Source organism: Bradyrhizobium sp. SZCCHNS30572 (assembly GCF_032484415.1).
Taxonomy (GTDB): domain Bacteria; phylum Pseudomonadota; class Alphaproteobacteria; order Rhizobiales; family Xanthobacteraceae; genus Bradyrhizobium.
Genome location: NZ_JAUESY010000006.1, coordinates 562,183 through 581,726, shown reverse-complemented (window position 1 = coordinate 581,726; position 19,544 = coordinate 562,183). Strand labels below are relative to the sequence as shown.

17 protein-coding genes, 2 tRNA genes and 2 pseudogenes are annotated in these 19,544 nt (G+C 64.6%); 8 read left to right on the top strand and 13 right to left on the bottom strand.

Features of this window, described 5'->3' with window-relative positions; all coding sequences use genetic code 11:
* Positions 1 to 49: 49 nt before the first annotated feature.
* Positions 50 to 3,220: a DEAD/DEAH box helicase gene (locus QX048_RS19725; protein WP_316200629.1), complete on the bottom strand. Its 3,171-nt coding sequence runs from the start codon at positions 3,218 to 3,220 to the stop codon at positions 50 to 52.
* An 827-nt stretch (positions 3,221 to 4,047) separates the two neighbouring features.
* On the opposite strand from QX048_RS19725, the gene QX048_RS19720 reads away from it, so the two are divergent.
* Positions 4,048 to 4,305, top strand: coding sequence for a hypothetical protein (locus tag QX048_RS19720; protein WP_316200617.1), 258 nt, complete (start codon positions 4,048 to 4,050; stop codon positions 4,303 to 4,305).
* Positions 4,306 to 4,562: 257 nt separating this feature from the next.
* Here QX048_RS19720 and QX048_RS19715 read toward each other — a convergent pair whose 3' ends face one another.
* A complete protein-coding gene (locus tag QX048_RS19715; RefSeq protein WP_316200616.1) occupies positions 4,563 to 4,991 on the bottom strand; it encodes a hypothetical protein in 429 nt (142 codons plus the stop codon).
* 249 nt (positions 4,992 to 5,240) lie between these two features.
* On the opposite strand from QX048_RS19715, the gene QX048_RS19710 reads away from it, so the two are divergent.
* Complete coding sequence (locus QX048_RS19710) at positions 5,241 to 5,459, top strand: hypothetical protein (RefSeq protein ID WP_316200615.1); 219 nt, start codon at positions 5,241 to 5,243, stop codon at positions 5,457 to 5,459.
* Here the strand turns inward: QX048_RS19710 and QX048_RS19705 are convergent.
* The 11 genes from QX048_RS19705 to QX048_RS19655 form a co-directional block, all read right to left on the bottom strand.
* The gene (locus QX048_RS19705; RefSeq protein ID WP_316200614.1) at positions 5,456 to 6,745 is read right to left on the bottom strand and encodes a tyrosine-type recombinase/integrase; all 1,290 of its coding nucleotides are present in this window, start codon (positions 6,743 to 6,745) and stop codon (positions 5,456 to 5,458) included. The two genes, QX048_RS19710 and QX048_RS19705, sit on opposite strands and share 4 nt — an antisense overlap.
* A 202-nt stretch (positions 6,746 to 6,947) precedes the next feature.
* Positions 6,948 to 7,023 (bottom strand) — tRNA-Phe (locus tag QX048_RS19700).
* 174 nt (positions 7,024 to 7,197) lie between these two features.
* A complete protein-coding gene (gene yacG / locus QX048_RS19695; RefSeq protein WP_315828013.1) occupies positions 7,198 to 7,404 on the bottom strand; it encodes a DNA gyrase inhibitor YacG in 207 nt (68 codons plus the stop codon).
* A gap of 51 nt (positions 7,405 to 7,455) precedes the next feature.
* Positions 7,456 to 8,085, bottom strand: a complete 630-nt coding sequence (locus QX048_RS19690; RefSeq protein ID WP_006613056.1) for a Maf-like protein — start codon at positions 8,083 to 8,085, stop codon at positions 7,456 to 7,458.
* A 180-nt stretch (positions 8,086 to 8,265) separates the two neighbouring features.
* Positions 8,266 to 8,736, bottom strand: coding sequence for an arsenate reductase ArsC (locus QX048_RS19685; protein ID WP_315828012.1), 471 nt, complete (start codon positions 8,734 to 8,736; stop codon positions 8,266 to 8,268).
* 54 nt (positions 8,737 to 8,790) lie between these two features.
* Entirely contained in the window at positions 8,791 to 9,297 is a 507-nt protein-coding gene (locus QX048_RS19680) for a UPF0262 family protein (RefSeq protein ID WP_315717869.1), read from the bottom strand.
* On the bottom strand, positions 9,294 to 10,589 hold the full coding sequence (gene hisD / locus QX048_RS19675; RefSeq protein WP_315828011.1) for a histidinol dehydrogenase: 1,296 nt from the start codon (positions 10,587 to 10,589) through the stop codon (positions 9,294 to 9,296). The genes QX048_RS19680 and hisD overlap by 4 nt, the downstream gene beginning before the upstream one ends.
* An 87-nt stretch (positions 10,590 to 10,676) precedes the next feature.
* Positions 10,677 to 11,126 (bottom strand): DUF2948 family protein, encoded by a 450-nt coding sequence (locus QX048_RS19670; protein ID WP_315717871.1) that lies wholly within the window; start codon positions 11,124 to 11,126, stop codon positions 10,677 to 10,679.
* 24 nt (positions 11,127 to 11,150) lie between these two features.
* Positions 11,151 to 12,440 (bottom strand): UDP-N-acetylglucosamine 1-carboxyvinyltransferase, encoded by a 1,290-nt coding sequence (gene murA, locus QX048_RS19665; protein ID WP_315828010.1) that lies wholly within the window; start codon positions 12,438 to 12,440, stop codon positions 11,151 to 11,153.
* A 149-nt stretch (positions 12,441 to 12,589) separates the two neighbouring features.
* Entirely contained in the window at positions 12,590 to 14,290 is a 1,701-nt protein-coding gene (locus QX048_RS19660) for an FAD-dependent oxidoreductase (RefSeq protein WP_409999277.1), read from the bottom strand.
* Between the two features lie 43 nt (positions 14,291 to 14,333).
* The gene (locus tag QX048_RS19655; RefSeq protein ID WP_315828008.1) at positions 14,334 to 14,516 is read right to left on the bottom strand and encodes a hypothetical protein; all 183 of its coding nucleotides are present in this window, start codon (positions 14,514 to 14,516) and stop codon (positions 14,334 to 14,336) included.
* A 353-nt stretch (positions 14,517 to 14,869) separates the two neighbouring features.
* Here QX048_RS19655 and QX048_RS19650 point away from each other — a divergent pair.
* The 6 genes and pseudogenes from QX048_RS19650 to QX048_RS19630 form a co-directional block, all read left to right on the top strand.
* Positions 14,870 to 14,944: transfer RNA gene (locus QX048_RS19650), tRNA-Thr, on the top strand.
* A 633-nt stretch (positions 14,945 to 15,577) separates the two neighbouring features.
* Positions 15,578 to 15,751, top strand: a pseudogene (locus QX048_RS35265) (nuclear transport factor 2 family protein); the annotation flags it as partial.
* Positions 15,752 to 16,240: 489 nt separating this feature from the next.
* Positions 16,241 to 16,975, top strand: coding sequence for a sensor histidine kinase (locus tag QX048_RS19645; protein WP_315717875.1), 735 nt, complete (start codon positions 16,241 to 16,243; stop codon positions 16,973 to 16,975).
* Positions 16,956 to 17,642: a response regulator transcription factor gene (locus QX048_RS19640; protein ID WP_315717876.1), complete on the top strand. Its 687-nt coding sequence runs from the start codon at positions 16,956 to 16,958 to the stop codon at positions 17,640 to 17,642. The genes QX048_RS19645 and QX048_RS19640 overlap by 20 nt, the downstream gene beginning before the upstream one ends.
* Before the next feature lie 196 nt (positions 17,643 to 17,838).
* Positions 17,839 to 18,192, top strand: a complete 354-nt coding sequence (locus QX048_RS19635; protein ID WP_315717877.1) for a response regulator transcription factor — start codon at positions 17,839 to 17,841, stop codon at positions 18,190 to 18,192.
* A gap of 451 nt (positions 18,193 to 18,643) precedes the next feature.
* Positions 18,644 to 19,312: pseudogene (locus QX048_RS19630) on the top strand (IS3 family transposase); the annotation flags it as partial.
* Between the last annotated feature and the right edge of the window lie 232 nt (positions 19,313 to 19,544).

The following is a 19,544-nucleotide window of genomic DNA, read 5'->3' as shown; positions in this document are numbered from 1 at the left end:
GGCGCCTTGTCTATCAGGTAACGCCACAAATGGACTCGCGTATCATCCGCTATTCGTCCAGGAGGTCCAGAAACCGTTCGATCCTTCGTAAGGGAGGCTCGCCGCCGCGCTCGGCATAGATGAGCCGATTGCCATCACGCTGCAGCAGGCGTGAGCACGATTTTCCAATCCGCCCCGGAAGCAGCATGGCCGCAATCGCCTCTGGCCCGACATCGAGACGCATGATCCCGCGCTCCCTGCAATTCACCCTGAGCCTGGCCACAGCGAAAAAGTCGCAGGCCGCCGGTGGCAGAGTGCCGAAGCGGCGTTGCGTTTCGTCCTCGAGTTCTTCGAGTTCGTCATCCGTTCGGCACCGCGCGGCGCGCGCGTAGATCTCGAGCCTGAGCGCCTCCGACTGCACATAATCCGACGGAAGCAGCTCGGCGATGGGGAGGTTCAGCTCCGGAACCCAAAGAGCGGACATCCCTTCGCGGTCGCCCTCGAGCGCCAGGGTCAGCAGATGGCCATAGAGTGTCGGGCCGAACACCTGCACGTGGCCGGACTGCCGATCCGACAGCATGTCGCCGCCGCCGCGCAGGTCGAGATCACGCGCGCTGATCGCAAAGCCGGCACCCGGGCGGTTCAGCTCCTCGAGAACGGACAGCCGCTTCTCCGACCGGTCGGAACCGCCCGCCGTAAGGAAATGCGCGAACGCGCGAATGCCGCCCCGCCCTACCCGACCGCGGAGCTGATGCAGCTGCGCCAGGCCAAATTTTTCAGGCCAGCATACGACGATGGTGTTGGCCCGCGGGATATCGAGACCGCTTTCGACGATATTGGTCGCGAGCAAGACGTCCGCATTGCCTTCGACGAATTTCATCAGCCTTTCGTCGATCTCGTCTGTAGGCAACCTGCCGTGAATCGCAATGATCCGAAGCTCGGGCGCCGACGCGTGGATCCGGGCCAGCATCGGATCCAGATCCTGAATCCTCGGGCAGATCACGAAACTCTGGCCGTTGCGTCGCTGCTCGCGCACCAGGGCAGCGGCGATCCCAATGTCGGAAAGCGGCGCAACCTTGGTCACGACCGGAACACGATGAACCGGCGGCGTCGCAATCACGCTGAGATCCCGCAGGCCGGTCAAGCCCGCGGCGAGCGTGCGTGGGATGGGCGTCGCGCTCATCCAGAGCCTATGACCGTTCTTGTTGAGACCGGACAGCATGGCCTTGTCAGCCGCACCGAAATGCTGCTCTTCGTCGATGATGATCAGGCCAAGATCGGCAAACTTGATCTCCTTGGCGGCCAGCGACAGTGTCCCGACGACGACTTTGAGCTCACCGCTCTTCAATCCTTCGCGCACCTTGCGCGCCTCGGCCGTCGACGCAATCCGTGACAGGTTTCCGACGTCGATGCCGAGCGTCGCAAAGCGTTTGCGGAACGTCTCGACATGCTGTCGCGCCAACACCGTGGTCGGAACGACGATTGCAACCTGCTTTCCCGCCAGGACGGCAGCCGCAGCGGCGCGCAACGCGACCTCGGTCTTGCCGAAGCCGACATCGCCGCAGACGATGCGGTCCATCGGGTGCCCCGACGCGAGATCATCGAGAACGTCGCGGATGGCCTTGGCCTGGTCCGGGGTGGTGAAATACGGAAACCGCGCGACGAATTTCTCATAGCTCGCAGGCCGCGGCACAAGCTTCGGGGCCGGCCGCCGCCGGCGCTGGCTCATCTGCTTTGCGACCTCCTTGGCGACGACATGGATCTCGGTCTCGGCCGCGGCGCGCCGCGGCCGCCATGAGCTGCCATCGGCCTTGTCGAGAGAGGTGTCGCCGAGCTCAGCCGCGTAGGGCCAGATCAAGGCCAACTCCGCAAGAGGCACCAGAATGGCATCATTCTCGGCAAACACCAGCCGAGCCATCTCACGAGCAGAGACTCCGGCACTGCCCATCGACCGCAATCCGCCAAGCCGGGCCAGTCCACGTTGCAGATGAACGACCACCGATCCAAGCTCGGGCAGGTCCACGGCTTCGAAGCCAGGCGTCCAGGCCCAATTCGTGGGCTGCGGCTGATGCGCCCTGCTGCCGAAAACGTCGGACGCGGTGATGACGACAATTGGTTTCCGCCCGGGAATGACAAAGCCGGCGTCGAAGCCGGCCAGCAACGCCGTTTCTCTCCGGCCCCTGGCGGTTGCCTGCGCCCAATCAGCGGCGCATTCGGCTTTGACCCCGCTCATCGCGGCCATCAGCCGCAGATCCGCCTCGACCGCAGCAGCAAACACGAGACGCGCGTCGCGACGCTGGGCTTCCTCGACAAAAGCGCGCAGCGTCTTTCGGGGCGCGGCTTCCTTGAAGAACTCCGGCGTTGCTCGGTATGGCGCTGTCGTCGACAGCAGAGCGATGCTCTTCGCCGCTTGGTCCCATTCGCGACGGCTCACATACGCACGATCACGCTCAGCGCGGGAAGCCGCGTCCTCGATCGTGCTCAGCCATGTGTCCGCGTGCTTGGGGACCTCCGCATCGGCAATCCACTTGGCTCGCGTGCAGTAATCGAACAGAGTGGCTTTGTTCCGAGCTCGTTCCTTGAACGCAAGCCGCTCGGACATCGGATCGATCTGAAGCTGCTTGAGCTCGGAGATCACCTCCTGATTCAACGGATTGAAGGCGGCAATCCGCCGTATCCTGCCCCCGGAATGCTCGACCCTGAACGGGCCGCGCGCGCCGGCAGGAAAGATCTCGAACGTGTTTCCGTGAAACAGCACCCCGCCGGGATAGTCCGGGCTGTCATCCAGGTCATATCCGAGCGCACCAAAGCGCGATTCGAACTGCCGTTCAGAATAGGCGTCGCCGACCCGCAGCAGCATGCCGATCCCCGACCAGTCCGCCGGCAGCGGAAGGCGCTCCATCAGCGCCTCCACGGTCGTGATCAGCAGGATCGGCCTCTTTGCGCGCGCAAGACGCCTCAACACAGAACTTCGCCTGCCGGCGATGTCACGGGACGGCTCGAGCAGATCGAATGGCAAGGTGTCCAGTCGTGGATAAACGAGCACATCACACGCCGGCTCGAGAACCAGAATGATGGACGCTAACCGCTCGGCTCTGCGCTCGTTCTCGGCGAGAAACACGAGGCCGCTTCGACCAGCCCCTTGCCACCGTTCTACGAGGTGCAGTGCCAAAAGTCCCAGTGGCGATGCGGAGGATACGGCAAGCCTCGCAGCCGCTGCCTTTTTAGGCGCACCCAAGATCTTCTTGCGTGGAGACGGCTTCTTCGGTGCGGGGGTGGATTTTGGTGCAGTCGTCTTCCGCTGCACAGAGCTGCGGGGAACACGAAGGACTGAAGGCAAAGATTTCGGCTCGCGTATCACTGAGGGCGCCGGGAGAAGAGCCCAGCCATCTGACGACACCTAGCGGATTCGGGTCAACAAGGCACCCAAGATCTGCAATTTACTGCGGTTGCAGAATCAATCGCGCCAGCCGAATCGTCCACATCGTGGTCGAACACCTGATCGACGAGACTGAACCGTTCAACAGCGTCGGCGAAAAAAGAGACCTTTGTCCCAGCCTCAGGTCGCGACGACGAAGCGCATCTCCGCGGCGGACCAGATCTGCGTGATGTCCCAAGAAATTCAGAGACATTTATCCCGAACCGGCAAAATGATGCGCTGAGTGTAAGGGCGCGTAGTTTCCCTCAATCATGTCCCAGCTAGCGCAAGTTCGGCCCTTGCTCACTGATAACTAGCCAGCTCGCACGTTATGAACAATGAGACCGCAGCGGAGCGAAGGCAGAGAACGCACCCGCAGGCGGGGCAGCATTGCGGCCACCGCGTCAGCGGTGGCCCCGGGGCCGAGTGCAGTCGTGAGACCGGTTAAGAAGGCACCCGCGCTTGGGCAGTGATAGCGGTGCAGCGAAAGCGGCAGCCCCGAACGCGAGTGCCTCCGGCGATCGACCCCATAAATCCGTTACACGGCCATGTGCTCCGTCTTTCCCGCCCACAACACCACTACTGACAAACCGCGAATCATACCGTAAAGGTAGCTTTTATTATCTGCACAGACTCGCGGTTGTCTCGACATGGACATGCTTTATCCAGCTGAGCACATGATTTTTTCTCACGGAATCCTGGGTTCGCGTCCCGGCGCGCTCACCACGCTGGAAATATCGCAACCTTGGGTAAGCGGCCGCGACGATAAGCCGGATGACTATATCCCTCCTAGGCGCCAAACCATCGGAGAGATCTGCCCGCGGTGCGGCGCCGTGCTCACGATGGAGCGCCTCTACACCTGCTCCGACAAGGACTGCCCGTATCCCGATTTTCCCGGGCGGGAGTAATCGCCGCGATCCCGAGGGGCGCACTCACATGCAGTTTTGTGAAGCGCCCATTGTTGGTGCACCTCACCGGCGAAGGCTACCGTATTCACACATCGATGCTGAATAAGGGAAAGGCGTCTGATTCCGTGGCGTCTTGTTGCGGAGCAGGATAGCATTGAGCTCGGCTGGGACGGTTTGACGAGCGTCGCGTGGAATAGGGGCGCCTTTCTTCTGGGCGCCTCGTTGCGTTTGGGAGGCGGAGGTTGCGGGTGCGCCGGTTAGGCGGCACGCGGGCCGGAAAGGTTCGCCTGACGCCGCTTCTGCGCAAAGAGGCGGTCAGCAGCGCTGAGATGCTGACGGAGGTAGCCGCAGGGACGGCCGAACGTTGCCCGGGCCGTCATGTTCTGGCGCTCCAGGACACGACTGGGCTGCGCTCGCACGGCGGTCGGGGTGAATATCTGCACGCTGTCATGTCTCTGGATGAGAAGGATGGAACGATCCTTGGGGTGATAGATGGCATCTTCCTGGATCGCCAAACCAGCGGGCGGCCCGTCTGCGCCGATTGAGGAGAAGGAGAGCTTCCGGTGGCTGGCAGGTACCGGTCGGTTCGCCTCCGTCTGCCCCGGCGCAGCTTCGATCATGTTGACTGCCGATCGTGAGAGAGCGACATTTTTAAAGCGTTTTCCTTCCGTCCGGAAGGTGTCCAACTGCTGGTCCGTCGAGGCACAGGTGAACACGCGTCGCGATCTGGCAGTCAGCCCGTTTTCGACCTGTCCGGTTGAAACTCGCTTCTACGAAATTGTATCCGAAACACGCACTGAGGCTCTGGAGCCCTTCCATCGACACGCTGCGGCATCCTAACTGCCTTGAGCGAAGGTCCCCTCCTGCGAGTCCAGAGCAGCCAAGCTTGCAGGGTCGCCTCAGCCAACTGCCAGCCGGGCGATCGAAGCACCTCGATGAGCATGATTGAAAACGATGATATCAGGCAGCGCCGCCTCGTCCATTTCAAAGACGGGTGCCGCTACGGCAAATTTGGCAAGACAAAAGCCTATGAGCTGATCGCGAGGGAGCAGATCAGGGCCTACAAGATGGGAGGCAAGACACTCATCGATCTCGACAGCATCGATGAGTATCATGCCTCGCTGCCCCGCGTTGAATCGCGCGCGATGATCTAGGCTGACTTGCGCAGCGGCTGGGTAGCTCTCTTGCGCAAGTGGTCGAGGCGATCAGCCCAATGCTGCATCAATCGCACGCGCTCGCTCCAATAGGCTGCCCGGTTGTAGATTCCGCGGATTTTGTTCTTGTCGCCCTTTGCAAGCTGGCGCCGCACCACCTCGTCGCGGCGACGCCTCTTCTTCTCATCTGTTTCGTGGGCGAGTTGAGCTTCGACCACATCGCCGTCGAATGCGCCTTCTTCATTGAGCAAGGTTGAGGCGCTGGAGCGGAAGCCGTGCGCGCAATGGTCGCCACCGGGGCCGGTATCGTAGCCCATGATCCGCAATGCCTTGTTGATCGTGTTGTCAGACATCGGTACATCGTCGTCGTGCGAAAACAAGTAACGGCCGCGGCCGGTCAAAGGACGCAACTCGGCCAGAATGGCCAGTGCCTGGCGGGACAGCGGCACTTCGTGATCATCGCGCATCTTCATCTTTTCAGCGGGGATCACCCAGATGCAATTCTTCTCGTCGAACTCTGCCCACTCGGCCAGCCGCAGCTCGCCAGGGCGCACCATGGTCAAGGCAATCAGCTTGAGCGCGTAGCGGACCAGTCCGCCGCTCTTGGCGTCATAGACCTCGATCCGGCGCATCAGATCGCCGACGTCTTCGGGATCGGTCAGAGCGGGGCGCGGGTTGCCTTTGGGTGCCTTGGTCAGAGCGTGTTTCAAGTCGCGGGTTGGGTCGCTCTCACAATAGGCGGCGCCAACTCCAAACTGGAATACCCGCGAGGCCGTCGATCGTAGGCGCCCGACGGTGTAGAACCGGCCGCGAGCTTCGACGCGGCGCAAAGCGGTCAGCAGCTCGGGCGGGCCAATCTCACAGAGCGGCCGGTCGCCAATCTCGCGATTGAGCTGATCGAGATTCCATCGCTCGCGCTTGATCGTCGCCTTGGCCTTGTTCTCTTTCTCTAGCTTTGTGGTTGCCCATTCCTCGCCGACCGCCCGAAAGGTGTGCTTGAGCTTGTCGTCTTCGCGGCGCCTCGCCTCCCGCACAGCGACTGGGTCCTGCCCCTGGTCAAGCAGCTTTTCGGCTTCGTGGCGCTTGTCGCGCGCGGCCTTCAGCCCGACGCCGGGAAAGGTCCCAAACGACATGTTCTTGCGCCTACCGGCGTAGCGATAGCGGTAGAGCCAGAGCTTGGTCCCATTGGGCCGGACCACGAGGCTGAGGCCCTGGCCGTCGGCAAGCGCGTATTCCTTTTCCGCTGGGGAGGCATTGCGGAGTTTGGTGTCGCTAAGCTCATCCATGGGAAGGCCCCCCGCGATCGAGCGACGCTCCAGTGTACCCGGCCTTCCCAGTGTACCCACAGTGTACCCGAAAACGCCGGATGCTCCCGAACGGTCGCGAACCGTTTCGAGCACCATCCTAGCACGAAGAGCCTGATTTCAGGACGGTTTTCGCCAATCGGCGAACGATCGCGGACGAAAAAGAACGGGGCCGGAAGGGGGATGGTGCCCAGGGGCGGAATCGAACCACCGACACTGCGATTTTCAGTCGCATGCTCTACCAACTGAGCTACCTGGGCAGGTCTCGTGAAGGGCAAAAAAGCCCGGCGAGCCGGCGGGTTATAGTCAGAGCGGGCGGCGCTGTCTACCGCCCTGAGGCGAAGTTTTCTCATTCCTTTCGCAGTTGCGCGGAAGGCCCCGGGACCGCCGCCGGACGGCCGGCTGCGCTGGGGCAAAGCCATGAAAACACGGCCCTATTCGACGTCGTCCTCGTCGCCCTCGGTGGCCGGGATGACATAGGAGCCGCTGAGCCAGCGATGCAGGTCGACGTCGCGGCAGCGCGGCGAGCAGAATGGGCGGACGGCCGCGGCTGCGGGCCGGCGGCAGATCGGACAGCGGCCGGCGGGCTTGGCGGAGGCGGCGGATGGGGAGCTGGTCGAACGGGTCGATTCTTGGGACATGGCCGCTATCTAGGCGCCCGCGACGCGCGATGCACCTCCTCAAGGATGGCGTCAGACGCCGACGGTGTTGAGCCAGCCGAAGCGGATCGGAAAACCCTCGCCGGCGAGCAGCGTCGTGGTCTCGTAAAGCGGCAGGCCGACGACGTTGGTGTAGGAGCCGACCATCTTGACCACGAACGAGCCGGCGATGCCCTGCACGGCATAGCCGCCGGCCTTCCCCCGCCATTCGCCGGAGCCGATATAGGCCTGGATGTCGTCCTCGCTGAGCCGCTTGAAGCGGACGCGGGTCTCGACCAGGCGCTGGCGGAACGCCTCCTTCGGCGTCACCAGCGTGATCGCGGTGTAGACGCGGTGGTTGCGGCCGGACAGCAGCCGCAGGCACTGCGAGGCCTCGTCGACCAGATTGGCCTTCGGCAGGATGCGGCGACCGACCGCGACCACGGTGTCGGCGGAGATGATGAAGGCGCCGCGCAGCTCGTCGTCGAGCTGGACGGATTTGAGCGCGGCATCGGCCTTGGCGCGGGCCAGCCGATTGGCGCAGGCGCGCGGCAGCTCGCCACGCTTCGGCGTCTCGTCGACGTCGGCCGGGCGCAGCGCGTCGGGCTCGATGCCGGCCTGGTTGAGCAGCGCCAGACGCCGCGGCGAGCCGGATGCAAGAACGATTTTGGGACGGCCGAGCATGCTGATTTCGCTGGGGGATTCGGAAGCGGCGGGGCGTGCGCGCGGAACCTATCGGAAGGGCTGCCATTCCACAACCCGAAGGCTGCGACAAGGCTGCGACGGGCCTGCTCTACGGCGCGAATTTGAGCGGGGGACGACGTTGGTATTTCGGTTCGATGACACCTGCGGGGAGCCGGGAACCTACAAGCCCGCCGGACCGGGCTTGCCGAAACGCTTGCGGATCCGCGTGAACAGCCCGTCGCAGACCTCGCGATAGGCCGCGAGCTTCTGCTCGCGATTGCCGTCGGCGCCGGTCGGGTCGGGCGTCGGCCAGTATTCGACGTCGGCGGCGATGGTGCGGGTCAGCTCCAGGGCCCTGTGATGGGCCTCGGGCGAGAGGGTGATGATGAGGTCGAAATTCAGCCCCTCCCAGTCCTCGAGCTCCTCGAAGGTGGTCGGCTTGTGCTGCGAGATGTCCTGGCCGAGCTCGGCCATGACAGACACCGCGAACGGATCGAGCTCACCCTTCTTGACGCCGGCGGAGCGGACATAGAGCGCCTGCGGATACATCTGGCGCAGCAGGCTCTCGGCCATCGGCGAGCGGACGCTGTTCTGGCCGCAGGCGAACAGCACCGCCTGCGGCTGGCGCGCGCGCGGCGGCCCCTCGGCCATGCGCCTAGGCGCCCTTGGCCGAAAGCTGGGACGCGCGCGTGGCGGCCCGCGGCATCACTGGCCCTCGCCCTTCCAGTGCAGCACCGTGATCAAAGTGAACAGCCGGCGCGAGGTCTCGAAATCGACCCGCACCTTGCCCTTCAGCCGCTCCTGCAAGGTGCGCGAGCCCTCGTCATGGATGCCGCGGCGGCCCATGTCGATGGCCTCGATCTTGTCGGGGGTCGCGGTGCGGATCGCCTGGTAGTAGCTGTCGCAGATCATGAAGTAGTCCTTCACGATCCGCCGGAACGGCGACAGCGACAACAGATGCGTCACGACAGGCGTGCCATCCTCCTTGCGGATGTCGAACATCAGCCGGTTGGCGGTGATGCCGAGATGCAGGGTGAAGGGACCGGCGCCGTCGGCGCCCTCGGGCGCGAACAGGTTCTCCTCGACGAGGTCGTAGATCGCGATCGCCCGCTCATGCTCGATGTCCGGACCGGAGCGGCCGATCGACTCCTCGTCGAGCGTCACCGCCACGATGCGATTGGTCCGGTCGTCGCCTGGCGGGTGCTGGGTCATGGCAGATTGAGGCGTATTCCCACGGAGCGTGAATGGGCGTCGAGACCCTCGGCCTTGCCCAGAGTCATCGCCGCTGGCCCCAGCGCGCGCAACTGCTCGGGGCCGCATTTCAACAGCGACGTGCGCTTCATGAAGTCGAGCACACCGAGACCGGAGGAGAACCGCGCCGAGCGCGCGGTCGGCAGCACGTGATTGGAGCCGCCGACATAGTCGCCGATCGCCTCGGGCGTGTGCGCACCAAGGAAGATGGCGCCGGCATTGCGGACACGGGCCGCGAACGCGTCGGGATCGGCCGTCATGATCTCCAGATGCTCGGCGGCGATGGCGTCCGCCAGCGGCACGGCCTGGTCGAGATGCTCGACCTCGATGATGGCGCCGAAATCGGCCCACGACGCGCCGGCGATCGCGGCACGCGGCAGGGTCTTGAGCTGGCCCTCGACGGCGCGGGCGACATCATCGGCCAGGCGGCGGCTATCGGTGATCAGGATCGATTGCGCGCTGGCGTCATGCTCGGCCTGGGCGAGCAGATCGGCGGCGATCCAGTCGGCATTGCCGCTGTCGTCGGCGATGACAAGCACCTCGGAGGGGCCGGCGATCATGTCGATGCCGACCTTGCCGAACACCAGCCGCTTGGCGGCGGCGACATAGGCGTTGCCCGGGCCGACGATCTTGGCGACCGGGGCGATCGTCGCGGTGCCATGTGCCAGCGCCGCCACGGCCTGGGCGCCGCCGACGCGGTAGATCTCGGAGACGCCGCCGAGATGGGCGGCGGCCAGCACCAGCGGATTGAGCTTGCCGTCCGGCGCCGGCACCACCATCACGAGCCGGCCGACGCCGGCGACCTTGGCGGGAATGGCATTCATCAGCACCGAGGACGGATAGGCCGCGGTGCCGCCGGGGACGTAGAGACCGGCGGATTCGATCGCGCTCCAGCGCCAGCCGAGCTCGACGCCGGCTTCGTCGGTGAAACGCTGGTCGGCCGGCAGCTGCTTGAGATGAAACGCCTCGATGCGGTCGCGGGCGAATTTCAGCGCATCCAAGGTCGCGGCGTCACAGGCCTTGAAGGCGGCCTCGATCTCGGCGGCCGTCACGCGCAGCGAGGAGGCATCGAGCTCCAGCCGGTCGAACTTGCGGGTCGCCTCGAGCAGCGCCGCATCGCCGCGTTTGGCGACGTCGTCGACGATGGCGCGGGCGGCGGCTTCGACGTCGGCGGAGGTCTCGCGCTTGGCGGCGAGAAACTGCCGAAACTGAGTGTCGAAATCGGTGCTGGCGCGGGACAGGCGAATGGGCATCTCTGGCACTTTCCGAAGGGGTGGCTGCCCCCGACCCCCTGCTCAATGGCGCGGCAGCGCGGGGCCGTCAACCCTTTGAACCGGCGCCTACCCGGTCAGCGGCGGACCGCCATCGATATCGCTGGTGCCGAGATCGTCCTCGCCAAGATCGGTCAGCTCGCATTCCAGACATTCGACGTCGAGCCGCAATGCGCCGCCGTGGGAGAACAGCAGCAGCGCGCTGCCGGCGGGCGGCTCGGCGCCGGCATGGAATTCGATGCCGATCAGCTCCAGCACGGCGTCAGGCGCGGCGAGGTCGATGCGGCGCGACTTGCAGGCCAGCACCCGGTCGAACCGCAACGCCGCGAGCAGCCGGCGCGGCTCGCTCTCACCATGCAGCGCCTGATCCCAGTCGAGCCGGTTCATGCCGATCACCAGCCGCTTCTCGGCCTGGCGCCAGATGATGTCGGCCGCCTGCACCCGCGCGTCCTGTACATGGGCGGAGATGACGGCGAGATCGTCGGCATCGAGCGCGATCAGTTTGAGCCGGTCGGTCACGGTCTCATCCTCTTGGCAGCGCCTTCACTCGCGGATGCGCTCGATCGTGGCGCCGCAGGCCTTCAGCTTGTCCTCCAGCCGCTCGAAGCCGCGATCGAGATGGTAGACGCGATTGATCATGGTTTCGCCTTCCGCAGCAAGCCCGGCAATGACCAGCGACACCGAGGCGCGCAGATCGGTCGCCATCACGGGCGCGCCGCGCAAATGAGACGTGCCCTCGATCCGCGCGGTCTCGCCGTCGAGACTGATACGCGCGCCGAACCGTGCGAGTTCCTGCACATGCATGAAACGGTTCTCGAAGATGGTCTCGGTGATCGCCGAGGCGCCCTGCGCGCAGACCATCAGCGCCATCAGCTGGGCCTGCAGGTCGGTCGGAAAGCCGGGGAACGGCGCGGTCGTCACCTGCACCGGGCGGATGCCGTGGCCGTTCCTGACGACACGGATGCCCTCGGCGTCGCTCGAGATCTCGGCGCCGGCCTCGGTCAGCACGTCGAGCGCGGACTGCAACAGCTCCGGGCGCGCGCCGGCGAGCCGGACATCGCCGCCGGTCATCGCCGCGGCGATCGCATAGGTGCCGGCCTCGATGCGGTCGGGCAACACGGTGTGACGCGCGCCGTGCAGCGACACCACGCCCTCGATCTCGATGCGTGGCGTGCCGGCGCCAGAGATGCGCGCGCCCATCTTGTTGAGACATTCGGCGAGATCGGTGATCTCCGGCTCGCAGGCGGCGTTGGTGATGACGGTCGCGCCCTTGGCGAGGCTCGCGGCCATGACCGCGACATGGGTGCCGCCGACGGTGACCTTGGGGAAATCGATCGTGCCGCCGCGCAGGCCGCCCGGCGCCTTGGCGACGACATAGCCGGCATCGATCTCGATGCTGGCGCCGAGCTTTTCCAGCGCCATGATCAGGAGATCGACCGGCCGCGTGCCGATGGCGCAGCCGCCGGGCAGGGACACCCGCGCCTCGTGCATCCGCGCGAGCAGCGGCGCGATCACCCAGAAGCTGGCGCGCATCCGCGACACCAGCTCATAGGGCGCCGTGGTGTCGATGATGTTGGCCGCCGAGATCTGCAAGGTCTGCCCCTGGTATTGGCCATCGCCGGGACGCTTGCCGACCGACATGATGTCCACGCCGTGATTGCCGAGGATGCGCTGCAGCTGCGCGACGTCGGCGAGGCGGGGGACGTTGTCCAGGATCAGCGTCTCCGGCGTCAAAAGACCCGCGATCATCAGCGGCAGGGCGGCGTTCTTCGCGCCCGAAATCGGGATGGTGCCGCGAAGTGGGTTGCCGCCGACGATGCGAATGCGATCCATGCTGGTCCTGCTGGGCTGGCCGGGAAATTGGGCTAAGGTCGGCGCAACAGGACCGACATTACGGCGATTTGATGAGTTCGCAACGGCAGGTCGCAGCCGCCGGGAATTCATCCCCTGACGGTACGGCCCCCGCGGCGGAAAGGCGCGAATCAGACCGGCGGGACCAGCGCATCGGCCAGAAACCCGTGCAGCGCGGCGACGACCTGGGCCCCCTCGCCGATGGCGCCGCCGACGCGCTTGACCGAGCCGGAGCGGACGTCGCCGACCGCATAGACGCCGGGCACCGAGGTCTCGAGCGGCGACACCATCCGCCCGGCATTCTGCTCCGACTGCGCGCCGGTGACGACGAAGCCGGCACGATCGAGCGTGATGCCGCAGCCGTCGAGCCAGCCGGTGGCGGGATCGGCGCCGACGAACAGAAACAGATTGCTGATGTCGGCCGGCGTCTCCTCGCCGGACAGCCGGCTCTTCAAGGTGATGCGTTCGAGGCCGGTGTCGGCGCCGCCATCGAGCGCGACGACCTCGGTGTTGAACAACAGCTCGATGTTCGGCGTCGCCTCGATGCGCTCGATGAGATAGCGCGACATCGACGCGGCAAGCCCGCCGCCACGGATGATCATCCGCACCTTCTTGACGTGCCCCGACAGAAACACCGCGGCCTGCCCCGCGGAATTGCCGCCGCCGACGAGGGCGACCTCCTGCCCCGCGCACAGCCGCGCCTCGATTGGCGAGGCCCAGTACCACACGCCGCGCCCCTCGAACTCCTTGAGCCGGGCAAGATCAGGCCGGCGATAGCGCGCGCCGCTGGCGACCACCACCGCGCGCGCCCGCACCTCGTCGCCGCCCTCGAGCGCCAGCACGAAGGCGCCGGCCTTGCGCTCGCAGTCGAGCGCATTGACCGACACCGGGATCATGATCTCGGCGCCGAACTTCTGCGCCTGGTTGAAGGCGCGCGCGGTCAGCGCGAGGCCGGTGATGCCGGTCGGGAAGCCGAAATAGTTCTCGATGCGCGCGCTGGCGCCGGCCTGGCCGCCGAACGCACGCGAGTCCAGCACCGCGACGGAAAGACCTTCGGAGGCGCCATACACCGCCGTGGCCAGGCCCGCCGGCCCGCAGCCGACGACCGCGACGTCGTAGACCTTCTCGCCGCGCGGACCGCCGATCATCCCCACGGCACGCGCCAGCTCGGTCTCGCTGGGATTGCGCAGCACGCTGCCGTCGGACACCACCACCAGCGGCAGCTCGGCCGGCGTCGGCGAATAGCGCGCGATCAGATCGGCGGCGTCGTGATCGACAGCGGGATCGAGCAGATGGTGCGGAAAGCCGTTGCGGGTGAGGAAACTCTGCAGCCGCGCGATCGCGGCCGATTGCGGCGGCCCGATCATGACCGGGCCGCCGGCGCCGCCCTGAATGAGATTGACACGGCGCAGGATCAGCGCCCGCATGATGCGCTCACCGAGCTCGGCCTCGGCGATCAGCAGCGCGCGCAATCGTTCGGGGCGAATCAGGATGACCTCGACGTCGCCCTCGGCATGGCCATCGACCAGCGCGACGCGGCCGGAGAGCTGGGCGATCTCGGCCAGAAACTGCCCTGGCCCCTGGTCGATCACCGGGGTGACGTGACCGAGGCCGTCACGCTGGGTGATCGCGACATGGCCTTTGAGAATCACGAACATGCCGGGGCCGGGCTTGCCGGTCTCGAACAGCAGCTCGCCGTCACGATAGGTTCGGATCTCGCCGAAGCCGCGCAGGCGCGCGATCTCCGGCGGCGTCAGCTCCGGAAAAGTCTGGTCGAAGCGCGGCAGCGTCTTCGCGAGCTCCGCCCGTTGTGCCGCCGCATCCGCCGTCATCCCTTCATCCGCTGCCATCACGCCCACCCCGCCTGCCATCTGCTCAATGCTTCGAATCGTCCCGGCCGCCGGCAGCGGCTTCGTCCACGCCGCCCTCCTCGGCCGCCACCGCCTGGCTGCGCGCGCGGCTCTGCGCCTTGCGCCGCTTCAGGTTCTCGCGCAGCGCCTGCTTCAGCCGCTCCTCGCGCGCGCCCTTCGGCGCCGCCTTCCCGGTCTTATCGGTCATCCCCTTCCTCCGGTCACCCCATACCAGAGGCACAATTGGGGCCGCAGGTGCGAAAGCCAAGAGGCGTTGGCGACGCAGACGGTAGGGTTCCGCCCGGCCGGCCGTCGCCTGCCCGGATGGGGAGTTGCCGCCACAGCGACGACCCGTCGGGCACCTCGAGCGGCAAACCGCGAAAATCCGCCGCGAACGGGCGATTTCGCGCCGATCCGGAGGTCTTTAGCTTCCTTTCGATGCATCGCGCTGACGTCTTTCCCGGAAAACCGGGCGAGCCGCGCTTGCGCAGGCGGGGACCTTGTGGCAAGAACCGCCCGCGTTCGGTCGCGGCCTTCGGGCCGGTCCCCGCCAGTCCCTTTGCTGCCGTAGCTCAGTGGTAGAGCACTCCCTTGGTAAGGGAGAGGTCGACAGTTCAATCCTGTCCGGCAGCACCAGGGCGTTCTTCCCCAAACATGATCTTTGGCGACGCCTCGGGACCACAGGCCACGCGCAGATGCACGTCGTCGGCCTCGCGGCGCAATTTGCGTCCGAGCTTTGCTGGGAGACCGCCCTCTTCGATACAGAGGGCGCAGGGAAGGCCGGGCGCTGGCCGCGCCCGTGGCCCGCCTGCAGAAAAAGAATGCAGGCGGCAGTCACCACAGGTCTGGCCGAACACACCCGGCCCTCCCTGCGCGATGGGCTTACGATTTATACGCGCTCTCCCTGGGGACCGGGCTTTGTTGCCCCCATCACCCGCGATGCACTGACGCACACCAGCGAGCTTGACCTCAGCGTCGGGAGGTCGGGACCACGCGACTTCACCGTCCGACATGTCACCAGCCGTCTCGCGCTGACGCGCCTTGGCGACACACCGGCCATCGCATCCCACACCCAACGCTCGTGACGACTCGCGAACGCCCCTCTTCGATGAGCACGGGACGGCCGGAAATGTGCAGGTGATTTGCCCGACGGCACAAGGGGAATGGGTGCGGCAGAGTGGCACGACGGGCAGTTTCAGCAGAGCTGGGATACGGGCGGCGGAGGGGGCTTTGTTTGGTGCAGCGTCACCGTAATCCCCGGACGGGACCGTCCTCGACCGCGCCGGCTTCCTGCGGCAAGTCGCCCGGAAGTCGCCGGTCACCGAGATTTCCGGCAGCGACATCCAGATCAGGGTCCTTGGAGACATCGGTGTCGTGAATGCACGCACGCACTTCACCAAACCCGACGGAAGCCGGGGGACTGGCTGCTACACGGACGTCTAATGGAAGCGTGGCGACCGCTGGCGTTGCATTTCCGTTTCGCGCAACTGACGTGGAAGCACGGCGGTCGTACCTTGCGGTCGGGCGCCCGCGAGACAGATCGAGATTGGTTTGATCTTGCCTGTCATGAGATTGCCTCAACAGAGTTGCCGAGGCGATCAATCATGAATGAGGATAAACCCGCTGCCCGCTATTCAACGCCTGTGAGACCTTCACCTCACGTCCACATTTCATGCGTATGGAAGCTGCAAGGCTCAGCGTCCACTGACTCATGCTAGCGTCGGGAAAGACGGCGAATGGCGGCGCGGTGTTCTCCGTCGACGCGATGAGCTTCATCGACGCCCTGCCGATCGACAATTACAACGGTGCGGCGCGTAGCTTTAATGTACATAAAGTTATGCGGTTTAAATCGATCTTTGAAGTTGACTCGATCATACTGCTGATACATCCTAAGGGTGTATCTTAGTCACGAGAAAACCTGGCTGGTCTTCGATGCAACGGGAGCAGATCGAAGCCATAACTCGCGATATTGGGCAACAAGAAATTCTTGAACGTGAAATTCTTGCGATTGCCTCTCGCGAGAGACAGCGCATTGGGCGTGAACTCCACGACGGGCTCTGCCAATCGCTCGCCGGCTTAGCGGCGCTAGCTGCGGCGCTGTGGCGAAGTTTGGCGGCGAGCGGCCAACCGGGTCCCGCCGCGGCCGCGGCCGAACTCGTACGATTGCTGAACGAGACCATCGGCGAGGCGCGTGACCTCGCTCGTGGGCTCAGCTCGATCGGTCTGAATAGCGCGGATCTTGTCGGCTCCCTTGAGAGCCTCGCCCGCAACGTCAGCGCCGCTCATGGCGCCTTTTGTGCGTTTGTGGAAGATAACCCTTGTCCCGATCTTGGCCGCGAAACCACGAGCCACCTCGTGCGTATCGCCCAAGAAGCCGTCCGCAATGCGGTCAGCCACGGCCGAGCCGACGAAATCGAGATCCGTCTGGCGTGCACTGCAGGCTCGGGACTATTGAGCATCCGGGACAACGGTGTCGGGCTTCCCGAAAAATGGCGCGATCATGACGGCATCGGGCTTTATACCATGGACTACCGCGCGCGGGCGATCGGCGGTTCTCTTACTGTGGAGCCGCAGGCCCGTCGCGGCGTCATGGTTGCGTGCGCGTTTCCGCTGTTATCGAATTACGAACGGCAGGAAAGTATCGGCGATGCCCACTTGCCTGGCTGAAGCCGCGGACGCGGTGCGGAAGAGGCTGCTTGTCGTCGACGATCATCCCGTGCTGTGCCGCGGGTTGATCGCCCTCATCGAGGCGGAAAACGGCCTCGCCGTTCACGGCGCGGTCGGTACGCGTGTGGCCGCGCTCAAGACCATCGCGATCAGTCGCCCTGATCTGGTGATCGTAGACCTTGCTCTCGGCGACGAGGACGGCCTAGATCTCGTCAAGGAAATCAAAGCGCGTCATCCCGGCGTTCGCTCGCTGGTGCTTTCGATGTACGACGAAGAGGTGTTCGCCGAGCGCGCGCTTTGCGCCGGCGCCCTCGGCTATGTCACCAAACAACAGCTCGAATCGACCGTGATCGCTGCCATTCGTCGGGTGCTTGCAGGCGAGACCTACATGAGCGAGGCTCTGCAGCGGCGGCTGGCTGAACGATGCGTCGGCGCGCGACCGCTCGAGACCGCCTCGCCGGTGCGCACGCTGAGCGATCGGGAATTGCAGGTATTTCGGCTCGTTGGTCAGGGCCGAACCACGCGGCAGATCGCTGGTCTACTGAACCGCAGCGTCAAAACGGTAGAATCCCATCTTGAGCACATCAAGAATAAGCTGGCGATCGAATCGGCTGCTGAACTCGCCCAACGCGCGGCTCAATGGGTTACAATCGGCCGATTGGGTTGAGTCATAAAGTTCGCCCAAGTGCGCGGCTAGTGTCATACACGTCTGCCATGCCGCCGATGACTTCTCGACCAAGCAGGCACAGCCCCTCTCCGGCAAGCGCGACGGCCGAACACGCGGTCTGGGCCATGGTGCTAAAGCGGACTGCGCAATCAGCACGGCGCACGCGGCGTCTGCTCATTGTGGACAGTCACCCCTGATGCGGCGCAGGCTGACCGCGCTGATCAATGCTGAGCCCGGTCTTGTCGTATGTGCCTTGGCGGCCACCCAACGGGATGCGCTCGTGGCCATCGCGGCCACGAAACCCGATCTAGGGATCGTCGATCTGTTCCTTGGCGATAGCAATGGTTTGGATCTGGTGAGAGACGTTCGCGCGCGCTTTGTTCGTCTGCCGCTACCTGGATTGAGCAGGCATGATTCGCCGCAATACGTCCGCCGCGCTTTCGAATCCGGCACCGACGACTACGTCGCCAAGCAGGAGATGACAGAAGACCTTCTGGTGGCGATCCGCAGCGTGCTGCTCGGCGACCCTTACGGCGCACCGGCGCCTTGATCCATGCCCGTCTGCGTCCGGCAAGTTGACGCGTGCGAAGCTGGGCGGCCCATGGGGGATTCTCCCAATGCGAAAACGGGGTGCGACCCCGATGTCAGTTTAAGTCTCCAGCGTTAGCATTGGTACCTACCAATGCCGTGCCCGCTTTGACGACTGAAATGCTGGTCGAGCCCTTCGCTTATCGGCTCGATCGAGACCATCACCGCTTCAAATGGGAAAAAACGATGAGAAATATCTGCACCGCCGCCGCAATAGTCGCGATTGTTTTCATTCCTTGGACCGTCCATGCGGGCACTTGCTACAAAAACTTAGGTTGCAAGGGCGCTACGTCGACCACTTCTTGCAAGACATGTCTTGGAAACCCCTCAAAGGGAGAGGGTTGGAAGCAAAACTCAAAGAGCACCTGTATCGGAAACTTCAACCATTGTCCGGCGGTCCGTTAACGGTACTGGCGCTGGTCCCGCGCCCCGGCACCAGCAAGGCCGCCTCCGGCCACAAGATCCATCCCTATCTGCTGCGCGGCGTCAGCATCACCGATGCCCAATCACGTCTGGGCGGCCGACATCACCTACATTCCGTGGCGCAGGGGTTCCTGTATCTGGTGGCGATCATCGACTGGGCCACCCGGGCGGTGCTGGCGTGGCGCTTGTCGAACACGATGAATACGGGCTTTTGCATCGCTGCGCTCGACGAGGCGATGGCGCGTCACGGCCGGCCTAAGATCTTCAACACCGATCAGGGCGCGCAGTTCACCAGCTCAGCCTTCACCGGCAGGCTGGAGGCTGCAGGCATTGCGATTTCGATGGACGGACGCGGCCGTTTCATGGACAACATCTTCATCGAACGATTGTGGCGCTCGATCAAGTATGAGGAAGTGCATCTGAAAGCCTATGCTGACGGGCGCGAAGCGCGAGACGGCATCGGCTCATGGATGACCTTTTATAATCATCGCCGCCCGCACCAGGCGATGAACAATCAGTTTCCCATGGCGGCATGGCGCGCCGGCATGGATGTGATCGAGGCGGCCCAGACTGTGGATATGCCGCTTCGCTTGGACAACGCAAACGCGTTGCCCACATACCCACAGCAGGCCCAGACGCAGCAGCAGGAAGCTGCTTGATTTGAACGACAGGGCAGGCGCGATCACACCTTAATTTTCGGCGATCCATGGTCCCGTGCGTGGGGTCCACTTCAGTTGAACGTGTCTCGCAAGCTAACATCCGCCTGGGGTTATGGATTCCCGCGTTCGCGGGAGAGCGGGGCAGCCGAGAAGAACAAAGGGCGCGATCGGTCCGATCGCGGAGCATCGGCAGCAGCGCAGATCTGAGTAGCTGTAGCCCGGATGAGCGGCA

Coding starts and splice junctions, on each gene's coding strand:
- QX048_RS19720 (WP_316200617.1), top strand. CDS start 4,048: ATGGACATGCTTTATCCAGCTGAGCACATGATTTTTTCTCACGGAATC.
- QX048_RS19710 (WP_316200615.1), top strand. CDS start 5,241: ATGAGCATGATTGAAAACGATGATATCAGGCAGCGCCGCCTCGTCCAT.
- QX048_RS19705 (WP_316200614.1), bottom strand. CDS start 6,745: ATGGATGAGCTTAGCGACACCAAACTCCGCAATGCCTCCCCAGCGGAA.
- yacG (WP_315828013.1), bottom strand. CDS start 7,404: ATGTCCCAAGAATCGACCCGTTCGACCAGCTCCCCATCCGCCGCCTCC.
- QX048_RS19690 (WP_006613056.1), bottom strand. CDS start 8,085: ATGCTCGGCCGTCCCAAAATCGTTCTTGCATCCGGCTCGCCGCGGCGT.
- QX048_RS19685 (WP_315828012.1), bottom strand. CDS start 8,736: ATGGCCGAGGGGCCGCCGCGCGCGCGCCAGCCGCAGGCGGTGCTGTTC.
- QX048_RS19680 (WP_315717869.1), bottom strand. CDS start 9,297: ATGACCCAGCACCCGCCAGGCGACGACCGGACCAATCGCATCGTGGCG.
- hisD (WP_315828011.1), bottom strand. CDS start 10,589: ATGCCCATTCGCCTGTCCCGCGCCAGCACCGATTTCGACACTCAGTTT.
- murA (WP_315828010.1), bottom strand. CDS start 12,440: ATGGATCGCATTCGCATCGTCGGCGGCAACCCACTTCGCGGCACCATC.
- QX048_RS19660 (WP_409999277.1), bottom strand. CDS start 14,290: ATGACGGCGGATGCGGCGGCACAACGGGCGGAGCTCGCGAAGACGCTG.
- QX048_RS19655 (WP_315828008.1), bottom strand. CDS start 14,516: ATGACCGATAAGACCGGGAAGGCGGCGCCGAAGGGCGCGCGCGAGGAG.
- QX048_RS19645 (WP_315717875.1), top strand. CDS start 16,241: ATGCAACGGGAGCAGATCGAAGCCATAACTCGCGATATTGGGCAACAA.
- QX048_RS19640 (WP_315717876.1), top strand. CDS start 16,956: ATGCCCACTTGCCTGGCTGAAGCCGCGGACGCGGTGCGGAAGAGGCTG.
- QX048_RS19635 (WP_315717877.1), top strand. CDS start 17,839: ATGCGGCGCAGGCTGACCGCGCTGATCAATGCTGAGCCCGGTCTTGTC.